15 protein-coding genes are annotated in these 15376 nt (G+C 60.5%); 11 read left to right on the plus strand and 4 right to left on the minus strand.

The window, feature by feature from the left end; translation table 11 throughout:
- The first annotated feature begins 24 nt into the window (after positions 1-24).
- The 11 genes from BGO89_10825 to BGO89_10875 all read left to right on the plus strand — a co-directional run bounded on the left by BGO89_10825 (position 25) and on the right by BGO89_10875 (position 10147).
- Positions 25-870 (plus strand): FAD-dependent thymidylate synthase, encoded by an 846-nt coding sequence (locus tag BGO89_10825; GenBank protein ID OJX57003.1) that lies wholly within the window; start codon positions 25-27, stop codon positions 868-870.
- Complete coding sequence (locus tag BGO89_10830; GenBank protein ID OJX57004.1) at positions 867-1904, plus strand: hypothetical protein; 1038 nt, start codon at positions 867-869, stop codon at positions 1902-1904. The genes BGO89_10825 and BGO89_10830 overlap by 4 nt, the downstream gene beginning before the upstream one ends.
- A gap of 108 nt (positions 1905-2012) precedes the next feature.
- A complete protein-coding gene (locus BGO89_10835; GenBank protein OJX57005.1) occupies positions 2013-2957 on the plus strand; it encodes a hypothetical protein in 945 nt (314 codons plus the stop codon).
- Positions 2954-3778 carry an acylneuraminate cytidylyltransferase gene (locus tag BGO89_10840; GenBank protein ID OJX57359.1) on the plus strand — a complete coding sequence of 275 codons (825 nt, stop codon included), beginning with the start codon at positions 2954-2956 and terminating at the stop codon, positions 3776-3778. The genes BGO89_10835 and BGO89_10840 overlap by 4 nt, the downstream gene beginning before the upstream one ends.
- Positions 3775-4638, plus strand: a complete 864-nt coding sequence (locus BGO89_10845; GenBank protein OJX57006.1) for a transketolase — start codon at positions 3775-3777, stop codon at positions 4636-4638. The genes BGO89_10840 and BGO89_10845 overlap by 4 nt, the downstream gene beginning before the upstream one ends.
- Entirely contained in the window at positions 4638-5594 is a 957-nt protein-coding gene (locus tag BGO89_10850) for a transketolase (protein ID OJX57007.1), read from the plus strand. The genes BGO89_10845 and BGO89_10850 overlap by 1 nt, the downstream gene beginning before the upstream one ends.
- A gap of 16 nt (positions 5595-5610) precedes the next feature.
- Positions 5611-6918, plus strand: a complete 1308-nt coding sequence (locus BGO89_10855; GenBank protein OJX57360.1) for an aspartate aminotransferase family protein — start codon at positions 5611-5613, stop codon at positions 6916-6918.
- Positions 6915-7730: a short-chain dehydrogenase gene (locus tag BGO89_10860; protein OJX57008.1), complete on the plus strand. Its 816-nt coding sequence runs from the start codon at positions 6915-6917 to the stop codon at positions 7728-7730. Before BGO89_10855 ends, BGO89_10860 begins: the two co-directional genes overlap by 4 nt.
- Positions 7731-7765: 35 nt before the next feature.
- The gene (locus BGO89_10865; GenBank protein OJX57361.1) at positions 7766-8668 is read left to right on the plus strand and encodes an N-acetylneuraminate synthase; all 903 of its coding nucleotides are present in this window, start codon (positions 7766-7768) and stop codon (positions 8666-8668) included.
- Positions 8668-9459 carry a fatty acid hydroxylase gene (locus BGO89_10870; protein ID OJX57009.1) on the plus strand — a complete coding sequence of 264 codons (792 nt, stop codon included), beginning with the start codon at positions 8668-8670 and terminating at the stop codon, positions 9457-9459. Before BGO89_10865 ends, BGO89_10870 begins: the two co-directional genes overlap by 1 nt.
- Positions 9431-10147 (plus strand): hypothetical protein, encoded by a 717-nt coding sequence (locus BGO89_10875; GenBank protein ID OJX57010.1) that lies wholly within the window; start codon positions 9431-9433, stop codon positions 10145-10147. Before BGO89_10870 ends, BGO89_10875 begins: the two co-directional genes overlap by 29 nt.
- A 54-nt stretch (positions 10148-10201) precedes the next feature.
- On the opposite strand, the gene BGO89_10880 is transcribed toward BGO89_10875, so the two are convergent.
- From BGO89_10880 to BGO89_10895, 4 genes are all read right to left on the minus strand, one after another.
- Entirely contained in the window at positions 10202-10597 is a 396-nt protein-coding gene (locus BGO89_10880) for a hypothetical protein (GenBank protein OJX57011.1), read from the minus strand.
- 15 nt (positions 10598-10612) lie between these two features.
- Complete coding sequence (locus BGO89_10885; GenBank protein ID OJX57362.1) at positions 10613-11071, minus strand: AraC family transcriptional regulator; 459 nt, start codon at positions 11069-11071, stop codon at positions 10613-10615.
- Between the two features lie 104 nt (positions 11072-11175).
- A complete protein-coding gene (locus tag BGO89_10890; GenBank protein OJX57012.1) occupies positions 11176-14280 on the minus strand; it encodes a cation transporter in 3105 nt (1034 codons plus the stop codon).
- A complete protein-coding gene (locus BGO89_10895) occupies positions 14277-15371 on the minus strand; it encodes a hypothetical protein (protein OJX57013.1) in 1095 nt (364 codons plus the stop codon). Before BGO89_10895 ends, BGO89_10890 begins: the two co-directional genes overlap by 4 nt.
- Positions 15372-15376 lie beyond the last annotated feature (5 nt).

Genomic DNA, 15376 nt, shown 5'->3' on the forward strand with positions numbered 1-15376 from the left:
CCATATTCATCAAACGAGGAGCATATGAACGACGTAGTCGGTGAATTGATTGGCAAGGAATTCAAGTGTCTTGACAAAGGCTTCATTCGTCTCATCGACGTGATGGGCGACGACTCCTCCATCGTGCAGGCTGCCCGCGTTTCGTACGGCACCGGCACGAAGAAGGTACACGAGGATCGAGGCCTCATCCGCTATCTGCTGCGCCATCTTCACACGACGCCCTTCGAGATGGTGGAATTCAAGTTCCACGTCAAGCTCCCCATCTTCGTGGCCCGGCAATGGATCCGTCATCGTACGGCGAACGTCAACGAATACAGCGGACGCTATTCGGAGATGAAGGACGAGTTCTACGTGCCGTCGCTGGACCAGATCCGTCCGCAGAGCATCGTCAACAAGCAGGGGCGTGGCGAAGAAGCCTTCCCGCAGGAACAGGCCGAAGCCATCGCCGAGCGTATGCGTACGACGCAGGATGGTCTCTACGACGAGTATCAGGACCTGCTCGGCGAGAACCTGGCGCGCGAGATCGCGCGCATCAATCTTCCCGTCTCGAACTACACGGAGTGGTACTGGAAGGTCGACCTGCACAATCTCTTCCACTTCCTGAAGCTTCGCATCGATCCGCATGCCCAGTACGAGATCCGCGTCTATGGCGAAGCCATGGCCGAGATCGTGCGCCAGATCGTTCCCGTGGCCTATGAAGCCTTCGAGGACTATATCCTGCACTCGCGGCGGTTCTCGCGTAACGAATTGCGCGCGCTGAGGTCATACCTTACGACGCTGCCCGATACCGTGGAAGCACTGGAGCCCTTCGGGCTGAAGGGCCGGGAGGCGCGGGAATTCCTCGACAAATTGCGGGACACCTTCGCATGAGCACTCGTCGACATTGCTGGATACTGGCGGTGATCGCCGTGGCACTGGCCGGATGTACGGATACGCTCCGTCCTCCGGCCGAAGAGCCGTTCCCTGCAGTGCCTGCCCACATGCCTGCCGTGCCGTTTCCTGCGGACAATCCCATCACACGGTCGAAGGCCGAGCTCGGACGTCATCTGTTCTACGAGATGCGCCTGTCGTCGGACAACACGGTGGCCTGCGGTACCTGTCACCGTCAGGAAAATGCCTTCACGGATTCGCCCAATCAGGTCAGCGTCGGCGTGGACGGTGCACGCGGCCAGCGCAACGCACCTCCGTTGCTCAACGTCGCCTATCAGAACGTGTTCTTCTGGGACGGCCGTGCCGGTACGCTCGAGGAGCAGGCCATGGCTGCCTTCATGAATCCTGCGGAGATGAATGCCGATACCGTCAAGGCCGCAGAGCTGATGCGTTCCGGCGACTACCGCCGGATGTGGAAGGATGCCTGGGGCGATACCGTGATCACGATGCGTCGCCTGATCCAGGCCATCACCACCTTCGAACGCACGATCGTCGGTGCCGACAGTCCATACGACCGCTACATCCGTGGCGACAGGAACGCGCTCAATGCCCAGGAGCAGGAGGGGATGCGCCTCTTCTTCAGCGAGCGCACGCAGTGCGGGGCCTGCCATGGCGGAGTGAACTTCACGGACAACCAGTATCATAACGTCGGTCTCTTCCATCACTATTTCGATGTCGGCCGGTACAACGTCACGCGCAAGCCAGCGGACGAAGGACGGTTCAAGACGCCGACGCTGCGCAACATCGAGCTTACCCCGCCCTACATGGCGACGGGGGACAGCGAACAGGGAGACCTCCGCACGCTCGAGCAGGTGATGGATCACTACGATCGTGGGGGGACGAACTTCGTCAACAAGGACAAGCGCGTTCGCAAGCTCAGCCTCACCGATGCCGAGAAAGCGGCGATGGTAGCCTTCATGAAGGCGTTGACGGATCGGTCATTGCTGACCGACCCACGCTTTGCGAAGCCGTAACATGGAGCGGCGATCGCGTCATCACACCTTCACGATGACGTAATCCTCGCATAATGCCCCGTGGCGAGTTTTGCCACCGTGAAACGAATACTGTTCATTTGCGGCTCGATGAACCAGACGACGATGATGCACGCCATCGCGAAGCATCTCTCGGACGCCGATTGCTGGTTCACTCCTTTCTATACCGATGGGCTCCTCGCCGTCCTCGAACGGAAGCAGTTCCTCGAATTCACCATCGCCGGCCGTACCTTCAAGGATCGTGTGTTCTCGTATTGCGAGCGGCACGATCTGCGGGTCGACTATCGCGGACAACGCCAGCCCTACGACCTCGTGGTCACCTGTAGCGACCTCGTCGTGCCGAAGAACATCCGGCACCGCCGGATCGTGCTGGTCCAGGAAGGGATGACCGACCCGGAGAATCTGGCCTATTACCTCGTCAAGTGGCTCGGCCTTCCTCGTTACCTGGCCTCGACGTCCACGACGGGCCTGAGCGATGCCTACCTCAAGTTCTGCGTGGCCTCGGAAGGGTATCGCGATCACTTCATCCGCAAGGGCGTGCGACCCGACAAGATCGAAGTCACGGGTATTCCGAACTTCGACCACTGTGCTGCCTATCACGACATTCCGTTCCCGCACAAGGACTATGTCCTCGTGGCTACGTCCGATTCCCGCGAGACCTTCAAGTACGAGAACCGTCGTCGATTCATCGAACGTGCCGTACGGATCGCCGATGGACGCGAGCTCATCTTCAAGCTGCATCCGAACGAACGTGTGGACCGTGCGACGAAGGAAATAGAGCAGTGGGCACCCGGCGCCATCGTCTACGACAGAGGCGACGTCCATCCGATGATCGCACACTGCGATACGCTCGTGACACGCTTCTCGTCATGCGTCTACGTCGGCATCGCCCTGGGCAAGACGGTGTTCAGCGACTTTCCGCTGGAACAGCTCCACCGCATGACGCCGATCCAGAACGGCGGTACGTCGGGTGCCGTCATCGCCGATGTATGCCGGCGCGTGATGGACCGCTCCTACGGCAGGAGGGCGGCATGACGCAGCGTATCATCGTCGTCTGCCAGGCCCGCACGGGTTCCACCCGCCTGCCGCGCAAGGTCATGCTTCCGCTCGAAGGCAAGCCGCTCGTCATCCGGTTCATGGAGCGCGTGATGCGCTCGAAGCTCGCCACGCAGTGCGTAGTGGCGGCGACGACGGATCCGGCCGACGACCTGCTCGTGGCCACCTGCCTCGAACACGGTATTCCCGTATTCCAGGGTCATCCCACGGATCTTCTCGATCGACATTACAGAGCAGGCATCGCCTATTCCGCCGACGTCGTGGTGAAGGTTCCGAGCGACTGCCCCCTCATCGATCCGGTCGTCGTTGATCGTATCATCGGCAACTATCTCGCAAGCCCTGCCGATGTGGACTACGTCGGCAATCTCCATCCCGCGACGTATCCCGATGGGAACGACGTGGAACTCATGACCATGTCCGTACTCGAGCGTGCGTGGCACGGCGCGCACCGCGCGCACGAGCGCGAGCATACGACGCCGTGGATGTGGGACGGCAATCCGGACGTCAGGGTGAGGAACGTCGCATGGGAGCGGGGGCTGGATTACAGCATGTCGCATCGCTGGACGATCGACTATCCCGAAGACTACATGCTGGTGAAGGCGGTCTATCACGAGCTCTTCCCGACGAATCCGCAGTTCGGTATCGACGACGTCCTGGACCTGCTCGAGCGCCGTCCGGAAATCCTCGCACTGAACGCCCACCTCGCAGGCGTCAACTGGTACCGTGAGCATCTCGACGTCCTGCGGACCATCTCGCAGGAACACACTCGTCCCGCACCAATACAGCGTTCCCACATATGACGACTACGATCATCGACAAGGCGGCATTGCAGCAGCGTGCGTTGCGCGTACGGGAACACATCCTCAGGATGTCCACGGATGGAGGATGCTTCACGGGTGCCTCGCTCTCCTGTGCCGATCTCCTCGTCTACCTCTACGGTCACTTCCTGAACGTGAGCCCCGATACGGTCCATGCACCGCACAGGGACTACCTGCTGCTGTCGAAGGGCCATGACGTACCTGCGCTCTACGGTACGTTCGCCGAACTCGGCTTCATGGATCCGCAGCGGTTGAACAACCATCTGTCCGTGAACGACAGCATCTACTGGCACCCCAACCGTGCCGTCGACGGTGTGGAATTCCATTCGGGATCGCTCGGCCATCTGCTGTCGGTAGGCATCGGTCTCGCCCTCGACATCAGGATGCGTGGCGATGCGAACAGGGTCGTCGTCATCCTTGGCGACGGCGAACTCAACGAAGGCAGCGTATGGGAAGCCTGTCTCACCGCCCAGGCCCTCGCACTGGAGAACCTCATCGTCGTCGTGGACCGCAATCATTTCCAGGCCAACATCCGCACGGAAGAACTGATACCGCTCGAACCCATCACGGACAAGTTCGAGGCGTTCGGATGGAATTCCCTGAGCGTCGATGGCCATGACTTCGATGCACTGCACGCGGTCTTCGAGGGATGGGCTCCGCAGCATGGCCGCCCCACGGCCATCATCGCCTCGACGCAACGCGGCCACGGCGTTCCGAGTATCGCCGAACGTGCCGATCGCTGGTTCTGCAACTTCACGACCGAAGAGGTCGACGCGCTACTACAGGAGCTACACGGATCAGAACGCACTACCCTTACTTCCGAAACACTTCACGTCCGCTGATGTATTCAACGTACGAACAGACCCTCTACGATCTCGCACGCCAGGACGAGCGGGTGATCGTCATGACGGCGGAGAACCGTGCCGCCATACGGAACCTTCCGGATCTCCTCGGTGACAGGTTCATCGACGTCGGCATCGCCGAACAGACGATGATCGGCGCCGCTGCCGGGCTGGCGTTGCGTGGCCGTATCGTCGTGACGCATGCCCTTGCGACGTTCCTCACGATGCGTGCCTTCGAATTCATCCGTACGGACGTCGGTATCGCGAACCTGCCGGTCATCATGGTCGGTGGCGTTCCCGGGTTCCTGTCCGACGGCAACGGCCCGACGCATCAGGCCATCGAAGACATCGCCCTCATGCGCGGCATCCCGAACGTCGGCGTCTTCTGTCCGTCCGACGCCGAAGACCTCGTCATCGGCCTGCCCCACATCGTCAGGAGCGGGCGCCCTTTCTACATCCGCTATACCAACGGTCCGGCTCCCGTGGAGCATCGTACCCCGTTCGCACTCGGCAGTGCGGAAATCGTCAGCGGCCCGGCCGTAGGCCCTCGCGACGTCACGATCCTCACCTACGGCTTCCTGCTGCGCCAGGCGATGGAGGCGGCCCATCTGCTGTCGACCGATGGCCTGACGGTCCAGGTCGTGAACATGCGGACGCTCAAGCCCATCGATACGGCGTTGCTGCTCGACGCGGCGAAGGAGAGCACACTGGTCGTGACGGTGGAGGATCACTTCCGTACGGGCGGCCTGCATACGATCCTCGCGGAGACGCTTCTCGCACATCAACGCATGTGCAAGGTGCAGAGCATCGCACTCGACGAACGCTGGTTCCGCCCCGGGCGTCTCACGGAAGTGCTCCATCACGAAGGCTTCACCGGCGAGCGGATCGCACACCGTATCCGCACGGCCCTCACCACCACCATCGAGGTACACAATGTCGATCGCAACGGCCTCTGATCCACGGGATCCGGACATCACCGCCTCCAACGACCTGCGACGCCGTGCTACGGGCCTGATTCCCGCGCTCACGCAGACGCTGGCGAAGGGACCGGGACAGTACGTGGGCGGCATCGCTCCCGTCTATGCCGTGCGCGGTCATCATGGTCACGTATGGGATGCCGACGGCAATGAATACATCGACATGACGATGGCCGTAGGCCCGCTTTCGCTGGGCTATACCTTCGACGTCGTCGACGAAGCGGTACGCAGGCAACTGGCCGACGGTATGACGTTCTCGCTCATGCATCCGCTGGAAGTGGAAGTGGCCGAACTCGTACGCGACGTCGTTCCGAACGTCGAATGCGTTCGTTACAGCAAGACGGGCTGCGACGTCACGACGGCCGCCGTGCGCCTGGCACGTGCCTTCACCGGACGCAATACCATCCTCTGCTGCGGCTATCATGGCTGGCATGACTGGTACATCGGCGTGACGGACCGCGCAGCGGGAATCCCGGAAGCGGTGCGCGATCTGACCTATACGTTCAACTACAACGACGTGACGAGCGTACTCGACGCCATCGACGACGATACGGCCGCCATCATCCTCGAGCCCGCCGTCTTCACGGTACCCGTGGACAACTTCCTGTCCGTTCTTCGCGAGATCTGCGATGCACGTGGTATCCTTCTGATCTTTGATGAAATGTGGACGGGCTTCCGCATCGCTCTCGGCGGAGCACAGGAATACTTCGGTGCCCGTGCCGATCTCGTCTGCTTCTCCAAGGCCGTCGCCAACGGCATGCCCTTGTCCATCCTCGCAGGTCGTGCCGATGTGATGTCGCTGCTCGAACGCGACGTCTTCTTCTTCACGACGTTCGGAGGAGAGGCCCTGTCGCTGGCGGCGGCGAAGGCCACCATCGAATTCATGCGCGATCACGACGTAACCACGGCCATCGCGGCGAAGGGAACGCGTCTGCGCGATGGATACAATGCCATCGCGGCGGCACACGGCATGGACTTCACCAGGGCGTCGGGTCTTCCATGTCGTTCCATCGTCACCTTCGATGCGTCTGCAGGCGATCCGCTGCTGATGAAGTCCCTGATGCAGCAGGAGATGATCCGCCGTGGCGTGTTGTGGGGCGGCTTCCATACGGTATGCTACGCACATACCGATGAAGACATCGAACACGTTCTGGATGCCTACGATGCCGTGCTCCCCATGCTGCGCGATGCGGTCGTCAACGGCACGGTCGACGAACTGCTGCGTGGCGAGCCCGTCCAGGCCGTCTTCCGCAAGACGAGCAACTTCAACATGAAACCCAGGCGCGTCGCGGAGTCCGTATGAACGACGTCCTCTCGTCCTTCCATCTCGACGGTCGTGTGGCCATCGTCACCGGTGCAGCCGGCCTCATCGGTCGTGAGCACTGCCGTGCACTCGCGGCAGCAGGTGCCGTCGTCATCGCCGCAGACGTCGATCAGCACGCCGCCATCGATGCCGCCGCCGAGATCGGCGAACCGCATCGCGGCGTAATGCTCGACGTGACCAATCCCGGGTCGCTCGTGGCACTGCGCGACATGCTGCTTGCGGACTACGGACGCATCGACGTGCTCGTGAACAATGCGGCCATCAACGATATGGTCGAGCATCCTGTGCTGGCCGCGGAGCTATCGTCCTTCGAACGGTATCCGCTCGCCTTGTGGAAGCGCGTCTTCGACGTCAACGTCACGGGTGTCTTCCTCTGCTGCCAGGTCTTCGGTGCCGTCATGGCCGGACGCGGAGCGGGCAGCATCATCAACATCGGTTCCACCTACGGTAGTGTAGCGCCCGATCAGTCCATCTACAGGACGCCCGACGGCAAGCAGCCCTTCTTCAAATCGGCCGCCTATCCCGCCAGCAAGGGTGCGGTGGGGATGCTGACGCGATTCCTCGCATCGTACTGGGGACATGCGGGCGTGCGGGTCAATACGCTCTCGCCCGGGGGCGTCGAGAACGGTCAGCAACAGTATTTCATCGACAACTACAGCAAGCGCACACCCATCGGCCGCATGGCCGGTCGCTCGGACTATCGGGGTGCCCTGGTCTTCCTCGCGAGCGATGCATCCTCCTACATGACCGGACACGATCTGGTCGTGGACGGAGGCTGGACGATCTGGTAATTCATTCCATCCCATCAGTAGAGATGAGGCCCATCATGTCGCAACGTTCAATCATGCTCGGCGACCGTCGCGTAGGCGACGACGCACCGGTCTACGTCATTGCCGAAATCGGCATCAACCACAACGGCTCGGTCGAAACCGCGAAGAAGATGATCGACGGTGCCGTTGCCGCCGGGGCCGACTGCGTCAAGTTCCAGAAGCGTACTCCCGAGATCTGCGTTCCGCGCGATCAGTGGCTGATCGAACGCGATACGCCCTGGGGACGCATGACCTATATCGACTACCGTTACAAGGTCGAATTCAATGCCGAAGACTACGCCGAGATCCAGCGCTATTGCCGCGCCAATGGTATCGACTGGACAGTGTCGTGCTGGGACGAGGAAGCCGTCCAGTTCATGGAACGCTACTTCGACGTACCCTTCTACAAGGCCGCCTCGGCTTCGCTCACGGATATCTCCCTGTTGCACGCCATGCAGGCCACCGGACGTCCGTTGATGATCTCTACGGGTATGTCCACGATGGAGGAGATCGAAGAAGCCATCTCCGTGCTCGATCCTCGCCAGCTTCTCGTGGCTCATGCGACGTCGTCCTATCCAGCACCCGTCGCCGAGCTCAACCTCAGGATGATCACCACGTTGCGTGCGCGGTTCCCGGAGATCGTGATCGGATATTCCGGACACGAGACGGGCCTCGCCACGACGTGGGCGGCCGTCGCTCTCGGTGCCGGCTTCGTCGAACGCCACATCACACTCGATCGCGCCATGTGGGGTACGGACCAGGCCGCCTCCGTCGAACTCGGTGGACTCGAACGTCTTGTAGAGAACATCCGCGACATCGAAGTGGCTCTCGGTGACGGCATCAAGCGCGTCTACGACAGCGAGATCGGTCCGCGTGCCAAGCTGCGCCGCGTTCCTTCACGCGAGACAGTGACGGTCTGATGAGCAATCTCGAAGTCGTCACGATGGGGATTACGATAGGGGCCGCGCTGCTGTTCATCGCACTGGAGCGTATGGCCCCCTATTCGAAGGGGCAGAGACTCTTCCGTGAAGGATTCTGGAACGACTTCTTCTGGTACACGATCGTCCAGAGCTACGTTCTCGGCCTGATCATCTTCAACGTACTCCACTACGTGGACACCGGAACCGGAATACATCGATGGACGCTCGTACGCGATCTGCCGCTCGTCGTGCAGGTCGTGATCTTCCTCGTCGTGCACGACCTCTACATCTACTGGTTCCATCGCCTCCAGCATCGCAGCGCAACGCTCTGGCGGCTGCACGAGGCCCATCACTCGACACACGATGTGGACTGGTTGAGCGGATCGCGTTCGCACTCGCTCGAAATCATGATCAACCAGACCATCGAGTTCGCGCCGATCGTCCTGCTGGCCTCGCCCGAGGTCGCCGTCATCAAGGGATGTATCGATGCCGTCTGGGGAATGTATATTCACAGCAACATCGACGTGCGAACGGGCTGGTTGCAATACGTGATCAACGGTCCGGAAATGCATCGCTGGCATCATGCGGTGGACGACGAGGCGCACAACAGGAATTTCTCGACAAAGCTGGCGATATGGGACTGGATGTTCGGTACCGCCTACCTCCCGAAGGGTGCCAAGCCATCCGGATACGGTCTCGGCGCACCCTTCCCGAAGAACTATTTCGTACAGCATGCCTATGCCTTCAGACCCCTCGACGACGATGCCGTCGACGATCGTTCCGGATCATGACACCGAGGTCGATACGATCATCGTGTCGGACATTCATCTCGGGTCGGATGTAAGCCGGTCGAGCAGGCTGCTCGAACTGCTCCGGTCCTGCACATATCACAGGCTGATCCTCAACGGCGATGTCTTCGACGATCTGAACTTCAACAGGTTGTCGAAGGACGACTGGAAGTTCCTTTCCTACATCCGCAGGATGTCGAACCCACGCAGGGGAGTGGACGTCGTCTGGGTCGTGGGCAATCACGATGGTGGCGTGGCGGAAATCCTGAGCCATCTGCTCGGCGTACCCGTCCACGAAGAATATCTGTGGGAATCGCACGGGCGTCGCCATCTCGCCATCCACGGACATCAGTTCGACAAGTGGATCAACGATCACGTCATCGTGACGGCCGTCGCGTCGTGGCTCTATCTGCTGTTGCAGAAGATGGACCCCGAACACCGCATGAGCCGATGGGTGAAACGTACCAGCAAGAAGTGGCTTCGCCTGAGCGACAAGGTAGGGCACGATGCCGCAGTCTATGGCAGGAAGCAGCATGAAGCGGACGTGGTCTTCTGCGGCCATACGCATCATGCGACGGAGACGAGCGTCGATGGCGTGCGATACTTCAATTCCGGGTGCTGGACGGACAAGCCTTCACAGTACGTCACGATCGACCTGCAAGGGGAGATACGCATACAGGAATGCCTCTAGCACGATCGTCATCGTGTACGATCGAGGGGAGCGATGACGGACGCTACGACGGACTCAGCGTCGTCGCGACATGCACTGTACTGCCTTCCGCAGCTTCTCGTCGGTATGGTACAAGGCGAGGAGCATCGTCAGGATGTCGTCGATCTTCTTTACGGGAATATCCTCGTCCGGATCGAGGAGCAGGATCTTCACGCGAGCACGCCCTTCGCTGACGAGATCGGGATGGTCGATCTTGCTGCCTTCCATGAAGCCGATGTAGGGCATCCCGAGCTTCTTGTGTATCCAGAAATAGCAGAAGATCTTGCCCTTGTAGCAGAAGAAGGGCATCTGATACTTCATGGTCTGGGTGATGTTCGGATCCTTGTCGAGGATGAGCTTCCTGAGAAAGAGGAACAAACCCTGCAGGGGTTCTTCGTAGCGAGCGAAGTAGTTGTTGGATTCAGCGACCATGGTATCGGTGGGTTGTTATGCGACGGCGATGAAGATATCGACTTCGGCATTCTTCATGTCCGTGGCTTTCGGACCGTACACTTCGAAATCGGTCGTGAACGTGCGGTCGATGCCGGCATTCCAGATACGTAACCATTCGTGGTAGACGATGCCTTCCGTGAGATCGCCCTTCGCAATGAACGGAGTATAGGTTCCGCCACCCAGGACCTTGCCCGTGAGACCTGCGGGAAGATCGTCGAGGCTGGCCACCTTGCAGCCCAGAAGCGTCGTATATGGCCGGGTGTGATCCTTCTCGTAATCCGTGTAGATACAGTAGACCGTGTCGTCGACGCGGCCCGGAATGCGTACGATGACGTTCTCCGACATGAACCGCGCCCACAACGCGGGAATGTCCGTCATGGCCTGGCCGTTCTCGTTGGTCGTCCGTACGGCGATGCCGGCGACGGCGAATGGTTCGATGGTGATGGTCGTCATCGTCATGGCTCCGGATTGTGTCTCCCGAAACTACGAGGCCGCTCCTGACAACGGTATGTCAGGAGCGGCCTCTCCGTATACGATCTCGGAGTGGATCGCCGCCGCTATCCCGTATACTTTCTGTGGCGGTGATACGCCGCATAGAACAGTTGCGGGAAGATCACCAGCGAGAGGATGGCTGCCGTGACGAAGCCGCTGACGACGACGATGGCCAGGGGACGCTGGGCGTCCGAACCGATACCCGTCGACAATGCGGCCGGCAACAGGCCCAGGATGCCCATGAGTGCCGTCATGATGATGGGACGTATGCGGCTTTCCACGCCTGCGCGGATGGCGTCCTTCAGCGACAGCTTGTCGACCGTACGCCGTCGGTGGAATTCGTTGACCAGCAGCACGCCGTTCAGGATGCATATGCCCGACAGGGCGATGAAGCCGATGCCCGCCGAGATGCTGAAGTTGGTACCCGAGAGAAGCAGACCCCAGATGCCGCCGATCAATGCGAACGGTACGTTCAGGATGATGAGGACGGCGTCGCGGACGTTCCCCGTGGTGGCCAGGAGGATCAGGAAGATGAGGATGAGGCTGATGGGAACCGCGACGGCCAGTGTGGACTCCGCGCGCTGCTGGTTCTCGAAGTCGCCCGTCCACGTCAGCGTCACTCCCGCAGGCAGCTTCACGGCTTTGCCGATCTGCTGCTGCGCGTCGGCGATGGTGCTGCCCATGTCGCGGTCGCGGATGGAGAACTTCACGGCGATGAATCGTGCGGCGCCCTCGCGGAAGAGGAGCAACGGGCCGGTGACGGACTTGATGGTGGCGATTTCCTTCAGCGGAACGGTCGTGCCGTGGAGCGTGGGTACGCGCAGATCGGCGATCTCCGTTTCGTTGCTGCGATATTCCTGCAGGTAGCGCACACGGATACCGTACTTGCGCTCGCCATCGTAGAACTGCGATGCGGCTTTCCCGCCGATGGCCATGGCGATGACGCTGTTCGCGTCGGCCGACGTCACGCCGTAGGTGGCCATGCGCTGCTTGTCGAGCTCGATGCGGAGTTCGGGTTGACCGAGGTTGCGGATGATGCCGAGGTCGGCGATGCCGGGTACCTTGTGAAGGATCGACTCCACATGCTCGGCCTGTTTCTCGATGACGTGCAGGTCCTGGCCGAAGATCTTGACGGCGATCGATCCCTTCACACCCGACACGGCTTCCTCGACGTTGTCCATGATCGGCTGCGAGAAGTTGAAGTTGATGCCCGGATAGATGGCGAGGCGACGTTGCATTTCGGACACCAGGTCGTCGCGTGTGATATGCCGCTTCCACTGTGCCTGCGGCACGAGGTCGACATGGAATTCCACGTTGTAGAATCCCGTTGGATCCGTTCCGTCGTTCGGGCGTCCCGTCTGCGACAGCACACCGCGCACTTCGGGGAAGTTGCGGATGATGTCACGCATGCCTGCCGACAGACGCACGGCTTCCTCGAGCGAGATGCTGAGGGGAAGATTGGCCCGTACGTACATGGCTCCTTCGTTGAGGTGCGGCAGGAATTCCGTACCCAGCAGGCCGAAGGACATGATACCGGCTGCCACGACACCGGCCGTGGCCGTGATGGAGACCTTCCTGTTACGTGCCGCGAGATCGTAGAGGCCGATGATACGTTTGCGGATGAAGTCGACGATGACGTTGTGGCGCTCCCGCACGTTCTTCCGCATGAGGATACTCACCAGTACCGGTACGAGCGTGAGCGTGAGCAGCAACGCTCCAAGCAGGGCGAACGTCAACGTATAGGCCAGCGGCGTGAAGAGCTTCCCTTCGACCTTCTGGAAGGCGAAGAGCGGAATGAGACACGTGACGATGATGATCTTGGCGAAGAAGACGGACTTGCCCATCTCCGTGCCCACGCGCTTGATGATGCCGAGCTTCGACATCTTGTTGAACCGGTCCATGCCCATCTTGTGGGATAGATGGTCCAATGCCACGAATATCCCCTCCACCATCACCACGGCCCCGTCGATGATGATGCCGAAGTCGATGGCGCCGATCGACAGCAGATTCGCGGGCATGCCCTTGATCTTGAGGCAGACGAAGGCGAAGAGCAATGACAGGGGAATGATGATGGCCACGATGAACGTGGCGCGCAGGTCGGCCATGAAGAGCAGCACGATGACCGTGACGAGGATGATGCCTTCCACGATGTTGTGCGATACCGTGCCGATGCAGTAGTCGATGAGGTTCTGTCTGTTGTAGAAGGGCACGATCTCCACATCGTTCGGCAGCGCCGTCGCGCGTATCTCGTCGAGCTTCTCCTGGAGGGCCTTGATGACGAGGCCTGGATCCTTGCCCTTGCGCATGACGACGATACCCTGGACGACGTCGGGCTCCGCGTTGCGTCCGACCTGGCCGAGTCTCGGCAGGGTGGATTCGTAGACGTCTGCGACGTTCTTGACGAGGATCGGCATGCCGTCGATGTAATCGACGATGATGTTGTTGATGTCGTCGATCGACTGCAGCAGGCCGATACCGCGGACGACGTAGGCCTGATCGTTCTTCTCGATGACGTCGCCACCGACGTTGACGTTGCTCTTGGTGACGGCGTCGTAGACGGCGAGCGGCGTGAGGTCGTACTTCTTGAGCAGGTTCGGATTGACGCCGATCTCGAAGGTCTTGACCACGCCGCCGAAGCTCACGACGTCCGCCACGCCGCTCACGGACCTGATGCGGCGTTCGATCACCCAGTCCTGCAGCGACTTCAGATCGCTGACCGAGTGCGTCTTGCTGCGCAGCGTATAGCGGAAGATCTCGCCCGTGGGGCCATACGGTGGTTGTATCTCGGGATTGACGCCTTCGGGCATGTCGGCATTGGCGAGCAGGCTGGCGACGTTCTGCCGTGCTTCCAGGTCCGAGACGTCGTCGTCGAAGATGATCCTGATCACGGACAGACCGAAGAGCGTCGTACTGCGCAGCGAACTCTTCCTCGCGACGCCGTTCACGGACGCTTCGATGGGGATGGTGACGAACTTCTCGACTTCTTCCGCACCTCTTCCCGGCCATTGCGTGATGATCGTCACCTGCGTATTGGTGACATCGGGGAAGGCATCGATGATCGTCGTCGAGAACGATACCAGGCCAGCCACGATGAGACCTGCCGTCGCGAAGAGGATCAGGAAGCGATTCCGCAGCGAGAAGGCGATGATGAATCTGATGAGTGCGGTCATTGTACGATTGCGTTGAATAGCAGAAGTTGATTGCTGGCCACCACATGCTCTCCTTCGGCCAGGCCATCCATGATGTACGTACGGTCTCCCACCTCACGGTAGGGATGGACCTTCCGCGGCGAGATCTTGTCGTTGGCTCCTACGACAAGTACCCAATGACTGTTGTTGTGGAAGATGAGCGACGTCGTCTTGACGGACGGCAGGTAGCGATGCTCCTTCCTGCGGATGACGACGTTGGCGAACATCTCCGGCTTCAGCAGGAGTCGGGGATTCGATACCTGGATCTTGATCTTCATCGTACGGTTACCGGGATCGAGAACGCTGTAGATGCGATTGATGATGCCGTGGAAGGTCGTGTCCGGATAGGCGATGACCTGGATGGCGACCGAGTCCCCTTCACGTACTGCATTGATGTCCGATTCGTAGACGTTGGCCAGTACCCATACGCGCGACAGATCGGCGACCGTGAACAGGGGGCTGTCGTCGTCGGCACGGAAGTGGGACCCCTGTGTGATGGCACGCTGAACGATGGTGCCGGTGCGCGGGGATTTCACGGTGTAGTTCGACGACGACGACGAGCCGAGCAGCCCGCTGACGTCCTGCGTGCGCTGAAGCTCCGATCGTGTGCGTTCCACCTCACGTACGGCCGCTTCGTAATCGCGATCCGTCATCAGGCCGGACTTGTGGAGTATCTCCGCTGCATGCAGGCTCTTCTCTGCCACGGCGACGTTGCTTCGGGCCGCTGCGGCCTGCGACGATACGTCCATGACTTCGGCGGACTGGACGACGGCGAGAGACTGCCCCTTGCGAACCTGGTCGCCGATGTCCGCACGGACGTCGACGGCGATGCCGCCGGCGAAGGGCACGACGCGGGAGATGAGATCCTCGTCGTACGTCACGCGGCCCGTCAGCGATATGTACTGCTCGGCAGCGGTGGCGTGGACCGTATCGACACTGATGGGAATGTTCTTCGACACCGAGTCGAGAGATAGTGCCTGGGCACGGGGCGCGTCGTCGTCGCTGTCGGCATGATTGCATGCAGTCAGGGATGCGATGGCGATCGTGGACAGGAGGACATGATGGAGTCGCATGAGGC

The organism is Candidatus Kapaibacterium thiocyanatum (genome assembly GCA_001899175.1).
GTDB classification, from domain to species: domain Bacteria; phylum Bacteroidota; class Ignavibacteria; order Kapaibacteriales; family Kapaibacteriaceae; genus Kapaibacterium; species Kapaibacterium thiocyanatum.

Excerpts from the sequence above, each read along its gene's own strand:
- BGO89_10825 (OJX57003.1), top strand. The coding sequence starts at position 25 with ATGAACGACGTAGTCGGTGAATTGATTGGCAAGGAATTCAAGTGTCTT.
- BGO89_10830 (OJX57004.1), top strand. The coding sequence starts at position 867 with ATGAGCACTCGTCGACATTGCTGGATACTGGCGGTGATCGCCGTGGCA.
- BGO89_10835 (OJX57005.1), top strand. The coding sequence starts at position 2,013 with ATGAACCAGACGACGATGATGCACGCCATCGCGAAGCATCTCTCGGAC.
- BGO89_10840 (OJX57359.1), top strand. The coding sequence starts at position 2,954 with ATGACGCAGCGTATCATCGTCGTCTGCCAGGCCCGCACGGGTTCCACC.
- BGO89_10845 (OJX57006.1), top strand. The coding sequence starts at position 3,775 with ATGACGACTACGATCATCGACAAGGCGGCATTGCAGCAGCGTGCGTTG.
- BGO89_10850 (OJX57007.1), top strand. The coding sequence starts at position 4,638 with ATGTATTCAACGTACGAACAGACCCTCTACGATCTCGCACGCCAGGAC.
- BGO89_10860 (OJX57008.1), top strand. The coding sequence starts at position 6,915 with ATGAACGACGTCCTCTCGTCCTTCCATCTCGACGGTCGTGTGGCCATC.
- BGO89_10865 (OJX57361.1), top strand. The coding sequence starts at position 7,766 with ATGTCGCAACGTTCAATCATGCTCGGCGACCGTCGCGTAGGCGACGAC.
- BGO89_10870 (OJX57009.1), top strand. The coding sequence starts at position 8,668 with ATGAGCAATCTCGAAGTCGTCACGATGGGGATTACGATAGGGGCCGCG.
- BGO89_10875 (OJX57010.1), top strand. The coding sequence starts at position 9,431 with ATGCCGTCGACGATCGTTCCGGATCATGACACCGAGGTCGATACGATC.
- BGO89_10880 (OJX57011.1), bottom strand. The coding sequence starts at position 10,597 with ATGGTCGCTGAATCCAACAACTACTTCGCTCGCTACGAAGAACCCCTG.
- BGO89_10885 (OJX57362.1), bottom strand. The coding sequence starts at position 11,071 with ATGACGACCATCACCATCGAACCATTCGCCGTCGCCGGCATCGCCGTA.
- BGO89_10890 (OJX57012.1), bottom strand. The coding sequence starts at position 14,280 with ATGACCGCACTCATCAGATTCATCATCGCCTTCTCGCTGCGGAATCGC.
- BGO89_10895 (OJX57013.1), bottom strand. The coding sequence starts at position 15,371 with ATGCGACTCCATCATGTCCTCCTGTCCACGATCGCCATCGCATCCCTG.